Source organism: Stieleria bergensis (assembly GCA_007745635.1).
In the GTDB taxonomy this organism is placed as follows: Bacteria; Planctomycetota; Planctomycetia; order Pirellulales; family Pirellulaceae; genus Stieleria; species Stieleria bergensis.
Genome location: CP036272.1, coordinates 1,154,482 through 1,166,437 on the forward strand (window position 1 = coordinate 1,154,482; position 11,956 = coordinate 1,166,437).

6 protein-coding genes are annotated in these 11,956 nt (G+C 57.0%); 4 read left to right on the forward strand and 2 right to left on the reverse strand.

The window, feature by feature from the left end:
• Positions 1–42 precede the first annotated feature (42 nt).
• Positions 43–1,749, reverse strand: a complete 1,707-nt coding sequence (groL, locus tag SV7mr_RS03725; protein ID WP_145269353.1) for a chaperonin GroEL — start codon at positions 1,747–1,749, stop codon at positions 43–45.
• 1,053 nt (positions 1,750–2,802) lie between these two features.
• On the opposite strand from groL, the gene SV7mr_RS03730 reads away from it, so the two are divergent.
• Both SV7mr_RS03730 and polX read left to right on the forward strand, forming a co-directional pair.
• Positions 2,803–4,242 carry a hypothetical protein gene (locus SV7mr_RS03730; RefSeq protein WP_145269354.1) on the forward strand — a complete coding sequence of 480 codons (1,440 nt, stop codon included), beginning with the start codon at positions 2,803–2,805 and terminating at the stop codon, positions 4,240–4,242.
• Positions 4,243–4,268: 26 nt separating this feature from the next.
• Entirely contained in the window at positions 4,269–6,002 is a 1,734-nt protein-coding gene (gene polX, locus SV7mr_RS03735) for a DNA polymerase/3'-5' exonuclease PolX (RefSeq protein WP_145269356.1), read from the forward strand.
• Between the two features lie 26 nt (positions 6,003–6,028).
• Here the strand turns inward: polX and SV7mr_RS03740 are convergent, their stop codons facing one another.
• The gene (locus tag SV7mr_RS03740; RefSeq protein ID WP_419188051.1) at positions 6,029–7,141 is read right to left on the reverse strand and encodes a lactonase family protein; all 1,113 of its coding nucleotides are present in this window, start codon (positions 7,139–7,141) and stop codon (positions 6,029–6,031) included.
• A 433-nt stretch (positions 7,142–7,574) separates the two neighbouring features.
• On the opposite strand from SV7mr_RS03740, the gene SV7mr_RS03745 reads away from it, so the two are divergent.
• Together SV7mr_RS03745 and SV7mr_RS03750 are read left to right on the forward strand one after the other, a co-directional pair.
• Positions 7,575–10,691 carry a DUF11 domain-containing protein gene (locus SV7mr_RS03745; RefSeq protein WP_145269360.1) on the forward strand — a complete coding sequence of 1,039 codons (3,117 nt, stop codon included), beginning with the start codon at positions 7,575–7,577 and terminating at the stop codon, positions 10,689–10,691.
• Between the two features lie 283 nt (positions 10,692–10,974).
• Complete coding sequence (locus tag SV7mr_RS03750) at positions 10,975–11,937, forward strand: esterase/lipase family protein (RefSeq protein WP_145269362.1); 963 nt, start codon at positions 10,975–10,977, stop codon at positions 11,935–11,937.
• Positions 11,938–11,956: the final 19 nt, after the last annotated feature.

Consider the following 11,956-nt stretch of genomic DNA (forward strand, 5'->3'; position numbering starts at 1 on the left):
GTGCCAGGCGCTTGCCGCGAAGTGTTTGGTCGCTGCAGCGGCTTACATCATGCCGGGCATTCCGCCCATACCACCCATGCCTGGCATTCCGCCACCCATGCCGGGCATTCCGCCGCCCATGCCATGGTCGTGATGGTGGTCGTGGCCACCTTCTTCTTCTTCGACGGGAATCTCAGTGATCAGTGATTCCGTGGTCAGCAGCAAGGCGGCAACACTGGCGGCGTTGGCCAGTGAGGTGCGAACAACTTTGGCGGGGTCAACGATCCCGGCGGCCAGCAAGTCGCAGTACTTTTCTGCGTTGGCGTCGTAGCCTTCGGTTTTGCCTTTCAACTGAGAAACGCGATTGACAACCACAGCTCCGTCCAAGCCAGCGTTACCGGCGATGGTGCGAAGCGGTTGGTCCAGCACGTTTTGGATGATGCGAACACCGAGTTGCTGATCGCCTTCGGTTTCCTTGGCCAGCTTTTCAATCGCTGGACGGCAACGCAGCAAGGTTGTGCCGCCACCAGGAACGATGCCTTCTTCCAACGCAGCTTGCGTCGCAGCGCGAGCGTCGTCGATCAGAGCTTTACGCTCTTTCATTTCGGTTTCCGTTGCGGCACCGACGTTGATCTGAGCAACGCCACCAGCGAGTTTGGCCAGACGCTCTTGCAGCTTTTCGCGATCGTAGTCGCTATCGGTTAGCTCGATCTCGCGACGAATTTGCTCGACGCGGCCTTCGATGTCTACCTTCTTGCCAGCGCCACCAACGATGGTGGTGTTGTCGCTGCTGATGTGGATCTTCTTGGCTTTACCGAGGTCAGAAAGCTTGACGCTTTCCAGATCGATTCCCAAGTCTTTGAAGATCGCTTTGCCACCGGTCAGTGTCGCGATGTCACCCATGATGGCTTTGCGGCGATCGCCGTAGCCAGGTGCCTTCACAGCAGCGGCAGAGATGATGCCACGCATCTTGTTGACAACCAAAGTTGCCAGTGCTTCGCCTTCAACGTCTTCTGCGATGACAAGCAGAGGCTTTTTCTCTTTGCTGATTGCTTCTAGCAGAGGAATCAGCTTCTTGTTGTTGCTGATCTTTTCTTCGAACAGCAAGATGTAGCAGTTTTCCAGCTCAACGCTGACCGAGTCTTGATCGGTCACGAAGTGAGGCGACAAGAAACCACGATCGAATTGCATGCCCTCAACAAAGTCCACATAGGTTTCGTTGGAGCGGCCTTCTTCGACCGTGATGACGCCGTTTTTGCCAACCTTGGTGAAGGCTTTGGCTAGAACGTCGCCGATCGCGGGATCGTTGTTACCAGCGATGGTGGCAACTTGCTTGATTTCACTCTTGCTTTTCTCGTTGACGGGCTTGGCGATCTTGGCGATCTGGACCGAAACGGTTTCAACCGCTTTGCTGATACCGCGAGACAAAGCCATTGGGTCAGCACCCGTGGCAACCATTTTCAGGCCTTCACGGTAAATGGCTTCGGCCAACAGCGTTGCGGTGGTGGTGCCATCGCCAGCGACATCGTTTGTCTTGCTGGCCGCTTCCTTAACAAGTTGTGCGCCCAAGTTTTCGTAGGGATCATCAAGCTCGATGTCTTCCGCTACGGTCACGCCATCTTTGGTGACTTTGGGTGATCCCCAGCCTTTGTCAAGAACAGCATTGCGGCCGCGAGGGCCAAGCGTGCTCTTAACGGCTCGTGCTAGTTTGCTGACGCCGGACAACAGAGGCCCGCGGGCGTCGTCGTCGAAAACGATTTGCTTTGCCACGACGTTGATACTCCTGTGATTTGCAACGGTTTCACCTGAAGGCGCTGACCAACGCATTGGCCGAGCCGATCCAAGTGAGCACCTGATTAAAACGGGGAAGTGGATGAAAACTCGAACGATTGTCAGTCGCCGAGGGATGTAAAGCGTGTTTGGTCTGCATCTTGCCAACCGCCAAAACGGTCGGCATGCGATCGGGCCCAGCGAACAGAGGCTGTCGTTCGCTGCAACCGAATCCAGATGCTGTCTTCATTTGGCGCGATGTAGGTGGTGTGGCGGGACTACCGATGGGGAGGTGAATTCTCACCTCTGAGGGGCAGTTTCGCCGTCAAGCAAGACATCGCGACGGAATGACAGTTTGGTAAACAGTTCCGCACCCAGAGCAATCTGCGTGCCAAGGGCAGACTCTGGCGGGAAAAAAACTGATTTCAACCGCTCAAGATTCTGACGGCGGGCAGGCAGTTCGGGGGAATTGTTGACGATTCCGCAGTCATCCGCCAGGGCGGGAAAGAAATTACCACGCTGGTTTGTCAGAATCCGTGTCGTCTGATCCGCTTGCTGTCAGCTTGGCAGCGTGAAGTGAAATCGGCCCTGAGGACTCTGCGAAATGTGCAGATCCGACTCCGCTCGGATGGGTGGTTGCCGGTGCCTCCATGCAGCGTCTCCATGCAGCGCCTCTCAGGCAGGTCAAGAGGGTCTGACGTCGATCGTCTTGCCAAGGGCATGTTGCTTAGAAGCCTCGCGCGGTGCCAACGGTTTCGGTTGCTGGCTCAGACGGCACAAACTGCCGGTTCCTCACAATCGGTTGCTGGCTGCCTGAATGGCTTCCCAAACGTGAAAGTTCCTTCAGGATTCCGTTTGACGGAAACCTATCTGCATCGTCAATTTCTACACTAACAATTGTGGAGATTCCGCAACCATCGCCCCCCCATAGCGACCGGCACCAGTTGACGGGCCGTGGATGCGGGGTGCTCGGGAACGCAACTGGGGTGGCCGTCGGCGACGGTCGGTTGCCGGAATCAATCCCTTTCAATCATGCCCATTTGGGAAAATGCGATGCGACTGTTTCACGGGAACTCGTCACAACTCATGCTCCGATCCTGCACGCGAGTGATCGCGCTGATGGTCAGCTGCACCGTCGTCAGTTCGACCGCGATGGCGCAATGTCGTCTCTTTGGACGCTCAGCAGCCAAGCCGCCAGTGACGGCTTATTCGGTGCCTGTTGCTGGTTACGCACCCGTTGCTGGATCGTATTACGCGGCACGTCCCTCCATTTCAGCACCTGTTGTCGCCTTGCAGGCCCCGTCACCGTTGTATTCCACCTATTACGGAAGTGCAGTCGGAGTTCCGCTGACAACAACCACGATGCAGCCAATGGCGGCTCCCATGGTTCAGCAGACATCGTTGATGCCCGCGACCGGGCCAGTCGGTAACGCCTACCCAACAACCGTGACCGCCTATCAGCCCGTGGTGACTCAGCCCATGGTGACTGCCTATCAACCGCCCAAGCAGGAAAGTTGCTTCAAGCGGTTTTGTCGCATGTTTAGCGGTGGATCTCAGCAAACGGCTTATCGTCCGTCAACTTACTCGGCGCCGGTGACTTACTATCGCCCGCAAACGGTTTACAGTCCCGTCACCGGAGCGCCTACAACGGTGCAGATGCCGTGTACATCGACTGTCACACAGATTCAGCAGAATCCTTACAGTGTCTCGGCTCCCGTGATGGCGGCGCCAGCACCAGCTTGCAATAACTGCAACATTAGCACCGTCAGTGGCACAACAACGGGTGCCTGGGGAAGCAGCGTTGCGCCGATTCCCACATCCATCCCGTCAACTTACGGGCCGGCTGGAAACAACGTCGCCCCACTGACTGGCAGCGACCCGAACGACAACCGCCCGCTGCAAGCTCCATCGATCCAGCTACAGCGACCAGCACCTGAAGCGGACGGCCATGGTTCTAGCAGCCAGGGTTCTGGCAGCCAGGGTTCTGGCAGCCAGGGCAGCACACCTGCGTTACCAAGCACCACCGATTCTGCGTCCGAGCCCAAGCCGTTACAATGGAACGGCCGCGTGACATCAGGCTTTGGCAATTTGCCTCAATCGTCCAGTTACACGACCACCCAGCCGATGGGAGTTCAGCCGAACGCGCCTCGTACCGGGACGGCCCGGTCCTATGGTGGAGCGACTGAGCAAATTCGTCAGTCCTCTGGCTGGACCGCAGCGAATGAGCAAGCGGCTGGACGTCCGAACCAGCAAGCGAACTTCGAGACAGCCGTCCGCCCGCCAGCAAATGCGTCACAGAATGTTGTCCGGCAACCTGCCAACAAGCAACAGTGGCAAAACTACAGTCGTTTGCGTCCGATCGGGATCGCTCCCAAGCAACCTGCTGTGAACACAAACCAAGACTCCCTCCAGGCGCCTCCACTGCCTGCGACCACCGAAGCCAGGCAACCGGTTGGCACGGGGTTGTTTAACAGCGGGGCGCGTTCCACCTGATTTGATTTAGGATTGAATGCTCGCTGATGGATAACAACAAAATCGCCAACGTGTTTGATGAGTTGGCCGAGTTATTGGAGTTCAAAGGCGAAAACCCCTTTCGCATTCGCGCCTATCGCCAAGGTGCCAAAGCCATTCGTGATCTGGCAGAACCGGTCGCGCAAATTGTTGCCGATCCAAATCGCAAACTCTCTGACCTCCCTGGGATCGGCAAAACACTGGTTGATAAGACCACGGTGCTCTTGGAAACGGGGACGCTTCCTCAGCTGGAGAAGCTGCGCGGCGAAGTCCCAGAGGTTTTGATGCAAATGTCCGGGATCCCCGGGCTGGGCGCCAAGAAGGCAGCTCGTTTGCACGATGAGCTTGGCATCGAATCCTTGGATCAATTGCGTGAGGCTTGTAAAGACGGCCGAGTCGCTGGCTTGAAAGGGTTCGGCAAGAAAACCGCCGAGTCCATCTTGGGTGGTCTCTCGATCGCTGAACAAGCTGCTGAGCGAATCTTTTGGTCCAAAGGCGATCAGTTGGCTGCGTCGATTGAACAGCACATGAGGGACGGTGCTGGTATCGCCGAGATGTGCTGGGCCGGCTCTTATCGTCGTGGGCGTGACACGGTAGGCGATCTGGATTTATTGGTCGTTGCTGAAGATCGCCAAGCGGCGATGGATCACTTTGAAGCCTACTCCCAGCGCACTCAGACCATCGGCCGCGGGGAAACCAAAATCAGCATTCGTGTCAACAAAGCCTTTCAAGTTGACATGCGCTGTGTGGAAGCCAACCAGTTCGGCGCAGCATTGCAGTATTTCACCGGCTCGCAAGCGCACAATGTTCACGTTCGTCGGCTGGCCAAGAAACAAGGCTTGAAGGTCAATGAATACGGCGTCTTTCGTGTCGACGATGACACCATGGTTGCCGGAGCGACTGAGCAGGACGTTTACGCAGCGGTGGGGTTGCCCTGGATTCCGCCGGAACTGCGCGAGGATCGCTTGGAGTTTCAGTGGGTGGAGCAAACCGAACCGTCCCCGTTAATTGAGACGCAAGAGGTGCTCGGTGACATGCACATGCACACCACGGCCACCGATGGACAAAACACGCTGCGTGAAATGGCTGATGCTGCGATTGAACGAGGCTTGCAGTACATCGCGATCACCGATCACAGCCAGCGCGTTTCCATGGCCCGAGGCTTGGACTCTGAACGACTGCTCGAACAGTGGGAGATGATTGACCAGTTGCGTCCCGAATATGAAGGTCGCTTGGAAATCTTTAAGGGGATTGAGTGCGATATTCTGGAAGCCGGGGGGATGGACTTGCCCGATGATGTCTTGTCCCAGGCCGATTGGGTGCTGGCAAGTGTTCACTACGGGCAGCGTCAAAGCCGTCAGCAAATCACCGATCGTATCGTGGGTGCGATCAACAATCCGCACGTTGACTGTGTTGCACATCCAACGGGCCGTTTGATCAATCGTCGGCCACCCTATGAAGTTGACATGGAAGCCGTCATGCAAGCGGCCCTGGAATCTGGGACGCTGCTAGAATTGAACGCCAATCCCGCTCGTTTGGACCTCAATGAGGTTCATTTAGCCATGGCCAAGCGGTTGGGCATCGGCATCGTGATCAGCACCGACGCACACAGTACGTATGGTTTTGAAGTCATGCCGTACGGGATCAAGCAGGCGCGGCGCGGTGGACTGACCGCCGCCGACGTGGTCAATACACGCTCGGCTGAGGCATTCATGGCCCAGGTCGCAGCCGCGTCTGAATAAAGCAGACAAGCGGTCGAATTGCTGGCTTAGAACAACACACAGATGGACTGTGGAACAAAGACGGGATTGCCGGTGTATTGCAGCATGCCGGTGTCTGGGTTGATTTGAAAGATCGTTACCGAATTCGTTTTCTTGCCCGCGGCAAGCAACCAGTGACCCGACGGATCGAGGTTAAAGTTGCGTGGCCAGGCGCCATGCAAGGCTTGAACTTGAATCCTGGTCAGCTTTCCCGTGTCCTTGGACACACGAAACACGCTGATCGAGTCATTGCCGCGATTGGCGGAGTACACATAGTTGCCGCTGGGATGCACTCGGATCTCCGAGGCACTGTTAAAGACTTCACCTGCTTTGGTTTCATCGTCGAGTGTTTGCACCGTTTGGATCGGCGTCATCGTGCCCGCTTTGGCATCGTAGTCAAAGGTTGTGATCGATAGCGCCAGCTCGTTGAGAACATAGATTTTGCTTCCGTCAGGGCTGAATTTCATGTGTCTGGGGCCACCACCGGCTGGGCAGTTTCCAAAGCCATGGGGCGTCAGTTTGCCGTTGTCACTTTCAAGGCGATAGATCACCACTTTGTCCATTCCCAGGTCGGGCACAAACACAAACCGGTTGTCCGGTGAGGTGCCACACCAGTGCGCGTGCGAACTGTCCTGGCGTCGTCCCACCACGCCTGATCCGGGACCTTGTTTTTGTAGATCGCTGCGCTGGAGCAGGCTGCCATTTTCATCCAGTTGAAAACACGCTGTCGAGCCGGCGCCGTACTGAGCGGTCAACACGACCTTCCCGTCACGACTGACCGCGACGTGAGCCGATCCACCATCGCCGATCGGCACGCTGCTGTCTTTGGTCAGTTTGGCTCCCTCGATGCGGTAGGCGACGACGGACGCGGTGCCGTTTTCGCTGCCAACGGCATACAGCATTTTGCCGCTGGGATGTTTGGCTAAAAATCCTGGGCTGCTCAGTTCTGCAGCCAAAGAAATTCCTTTCAGTTGACCCGTTTGAGGATCGAATCTGCCATGGTAAATGCCTTTACTTAATCCGTTGCGTGGAGTGGAGGTGCCAAACCAAACGTCAACCATTGAAGCACTGTTCTGTTGAGCTTCAGCGGAAGAATCTTCAAAGGGGGATGCAAGAGTCATCGCAACGGAAAGAAAGGTTGTCAGAAGGAGATGAGGAAAGGAAGCGGCAAGTCGCATGGTGGGGAGTTCCTGCTGGCGTCGTAAGAATAAATCGGGGAACGGTTAATCTGTGAAGTTCAATGTCACAGCGCGGAAGGCGTGCACAACGATTCCACGTTGTAATCGCTGCAGTTTTAGACCCGTCAGGCTGTAAAAGACCTGCCAAGCAGTGGCTGGTGGGGGCCGGGTTTGCAGGACGTCAAGGTGCTCGTTGAACGTGTTTTGTAGCTCAACGGTCGCAGATTGGCTGTGAAACTGGGCGTGAAACAAGTCCCAACATAAATGATAACACAGGACAATTCGGCACAACCGACAAATTCTACTCAACTAGTAATCCATGCGTTCCGATATCGAGATTGACGCATTCTCGATACGCACATTGTGAGACGAACGCATGCCGCGCGGTCACTTCAAACAAATCGCTACCCGACTTTCCCTTGCTGCCATGTTGGCTCAGCCACTGCTGGCATGTGGTCCCGCCATGGCCGACCAACCATCGCTGGCGGTCGTTGCCAATCAGGGGCAAGTTCGGTTGTCCGCTGCTCCAACCGCTGGTTCTAAGTCGGTCACCGCCGCTGGAACTCATCAGCCGGTGGGTGCAGTGCAACACGCTATTCACCAGGGCGGAACACCGCTCTCTGGGGAGGGCATTCGGCAGGTTTCCGGTGCGCGATCAGCAGGTCAATCGCGAACTCCAGCGAGTACCTCGCAAGCCAGTTCACAGCAAGCAACCGGTTCGCAGTCAGCTCGGTCGTCGAACCAGCCGTCGCGCAGCACCAGCGGTGGGCCAGGTTTCTTAGGTGGTTTGTTCGGTGGGAAAGAAAAGGCCAAGCCTTCGACCACCAAGGCACCGCCTGTTGCGACCAAGGCGCCTGTGGTTGTGAACTGGGATGGGATTCCCTATCACGAAGCTCGCTCACGCGTTGCCAAGGACACTTCCGGTGCGACGCCGTTGCGTGATCCGAAACCAGGCGAAGCGCAAATCACATCGCCCAAGAGCTTGCAAGACACTCAGCCAAACGAAAAAATCGCGCGGTCCAATCCCCCATCTTCGTCCGCCAATTCATCGAGCCGTCAAAGCCTGCCGACACCGCCTTCATTGGAAGCTGTGTCGCGCAAGCCCATTGATCGACCGGCAGAACAAGCCACCGAAGCCATTGCTGTTTCCAGTCGTCGAAGAAATTCGATGACTGAATCGGTGCCGGTCAAAGTCGAACGCCATCAGGTGGAGGTCCTGTCACCGCTTTCCAGTAGCCGGCGAAGCGGTCGGCGCAGTGTGCCGAAGTTGGACCTCTCTGATATGGTGGCTTCCAAGTCCGCCAGTCAACGTCCCGCCGCGGCAAGCCCAAAGGTTGAACGCAAGCAAGTCGCGGCCGTCACGTCAAAGTCAACCCAGCCAACGGCAACGACGACTCCGGCTAAGGCTGTGGTTGCGAAGCCGACTGCCGAGGTTCCCACGCAATCGCCCGCTGCGATGGATGTCGCTAGCGGGGCGATGCCCAGCGAGAATCAATCCAGCTCGCGACGCCAACCAGTGGGTACCGCGCAGTCACAATTGGGACAGCCACCTGCAGCGCAATCGACAGTTGCACAAATGACACCGCCGCGATCGACACCTGCGATGGGCGGCCTGTCACCGAATCCCCCAGCCGGTCCGGTTGGCACGTCTTCGCAGCCTGCGATCCCTGTCGCGCCAGTTTCCAACGCGCCGCGATCGGCTGAACTTGCGACGACCCAACCAGCGCCGTCGGCTCCCAATACATTCCGTACCGCGTCGGCGCCCATTGGATCTGGCTTGTCAGGACGACCCGCTGCGATCCCTGTTTCGCAGCATCAGGCGTTGCCAAACCCTACTCGCACAGCACAGTCCACGACACCTCCGCTGCCAGCCTCGGGCGCTCAGCCAGCTCCGTCCAGCTTCCCCACTTCGCCACTGCGAAGCACGGCCAACGCTGCACGGCCACCAGCTCAAACGGTTGCCGCCGGATCCACCAGCAGCGACTTGCATCGTGCGACGTCTCGGCCCAGTCAGGCAAGCGGCACGCCGCTGCGTGCCTCAGCGGCGCCAGTGAATCGACAGGTCAGCAACCAAATGCGAAGTGGTCGCAACAGCGTGAGCTCCGAACTTCCAGGTTTACGGGTTGTCACGGTGGGGCCATCAAGTGTGCTCATTCATGAAGCTCAGCCCTTCGAGATTCGCGTTGAAAACCGCGGTTCGATTGACGCCAGCGGGATCATGGTTCGCGCACTGGTTCCAGACTGGGCGAAAATCAAAGATCATCGCAGCACGATCGGCACGGTTGAAAAGCAGCAGGTTGATGGCCAGGAACGAATGGTTTGGATCCTGCCCTCGCTGCCTGCCGGGACGTCTCAATCGCTGAACCTCCAGTTGCAAGCCTTTGCTGGCGGCGTCCATGGATTGGACATTGATTGGACATTGGTGCCACAACAGAGTGTGACCAGCATTGAAGTCAAGCAGCCCGAGTTGCAGCTGGTGATTGATGGTCCAGAAGAGGTTGTCTACGGGCAGTCGCAAACCTATCGCGTTCGCGTGATGAACCCCGGCAATGGAATCGCATCGGATGTCATGTTCACGTTGTCACCCGAATCATCGTCAGCCCAGTCGCAACCGATTGGTGACATTCCCAGTGGGAAAGAAGCTCAGTTTGAAATCGAGTTGACTGCTCAGGACATGGGCGACCTCAAGATCAGTGGTCTGGCGTCGTCACCGTTGGGGCTCAAGTCCAACGCAGAGAAAAACATTCGGGTCACAGCAGCTCGTTTGGAGTCTGCTCTGGCGGGACCAGAGTTGCGCTATCAAGACTCCAGCGGTGCCTACTTGCTGGAATTGACCAACCAAGGCAACGCCGTCAGCCAGAACGTCCAAGCGACCTTGAAGTTGCCCGCGGGTGTTCGTTACAGCGGTGGCATTCAAGGTGCTCAGCAACAGGGCAATACACTGTTCTGGACCGTTGATGGCTTGGCTCCAGGAGCCAGTCACGAATACGAGTTCCAGTGCTTGATGGCTTCCCCTGGCAACCATAATATTGAATTCTCTGCGGAGGGCTCTGCGGCCGGTAAGACCTATGTCGCCTTGACCACTCGCGTCGAATCGATCGCTGACTTGGTGATGACGATTCAGGACCCTGCCGCACCGGCACCGATTGGATCAGAAGTCGCTTATGAGATCGTGGTCAACAACCGTGGGAGCCGCCAAGCGGACGCCGTTCGTGTGATCGCTCAGTTCAGTGAAGGCATTGAGCCGATTCGGATCGAGGGGCACACCGGTCGCGTCTTGACCGGACAGGTGCTGTTGGACCCGATCAAAGCGATTCAGCCCGGTCAGACGCTTCGCATCAAAGTGATTGCTAAAGCGGAAACCGAAGGCAATCATCGCTTCCGCACAGAGATTCGTAGTGGTGAAACGGTCCTGGTGGCTGAAGAAGCCACTCGCTACCTAGGCAGTGGCCAACAACGCGTCTCGCGTCGTAGTTCGAACTCGCCTCGCTAGGCAATCCAGATGGTCGTCTGCCGCTGGGCGGCAGCGCGATTGTTACCGCTGGGCAGCACCTCGTCACGGAGCGATCGGTGACCGCATGGTGATCGGCGGCAGGGCTGTGATCGGCAACACTGATTCGCTGTGTTGATCCGCCGCGCGCTTGGCGCTCCGCGGTGGAGCCTGGCTGGTGGCAGCCGTTTTCTTTTGGTGCAGCTATTTTTTTTCGCGCGTCGCCGGTTGGTTTGGGCTCTTGATTTGCAGACAGCAATTTTTGCCTTTCTTGAGAACTAATGTTGTGAAACTTCGAAACTGCCAGTCAATCGTCTTTCTGATTGGCTTGACCACCGCCGTGAACCTGACCCGAGCTGACGAGATGACCGCAGATGAGAGTCGCGGGTTCCCCAACCTGCCAATGAAAACAGCCGGTGGGGCCCAGTTTTGGACCGACCATTGCTGGCAGGATGGTTATCGTTTGCAGAAGAACGCCTTGACCAAGCACTGGCGGTTGTTGGATCCCAATAATGTCCGTCTGGCCTGGGGAAAACGCGTTCAATGTGAACAAAAGCTGGTCTCGCTGTGCCCGCCACAAGAGGCCACCACCGCCAAGCACCGTGTGATTTTGCTACACGGATTGATGCGGACCGCTGGCTCGATGAAGTCAATGGCGGCATCGATCGAGGATGCATCCGATTCGGTTGCTGTGCCGATCACTTACGCCAGTTCCCGGGCTCCGATTGCCAGCCATGCGGCTGCTTTGCGAGAGCTATTAGAAGCCTTTCCAGAAGACGACACGTTTAGCTTTGTCGCACACAGCATGGGCAACATCATCACCAGGCATCTTGTGGCCGACCTGCAGCGTGATGGTGATCCGAAAGGGATTTTGCCGCGCTGTCAGGGAATGGTCATGCTGGGGCCGCCCAACCAGGGTGCAATCATCGCCGAACGTCTAGGGCCGACGAAGGTCTTTGCCTGGGTGACCGGAAAAGGGGGCATGGAGCTGGGGAAACGCTGGGCTGAATTGGAGCCTAATCTAGCGACACCACCGTTTCCCTTTCATATCGTCGCCGGTGAAGTCCATGGGCCGATTGAGAATCCGCTAATCGATGGCGATGGAGACTTTGTCGTCAAGGTCGAAGAAACCAAGCTAGACGGGGCCGCCAGTCACACGGTTGTCCCCGTTTTGCATAGCTTCTTGATGTCCGATCAAGCTGTGATTGAGCAGACGATCGAGCTCTTGTCAAACGCGACGGCGCAATAGAACGGATCAGTCGCCAGGG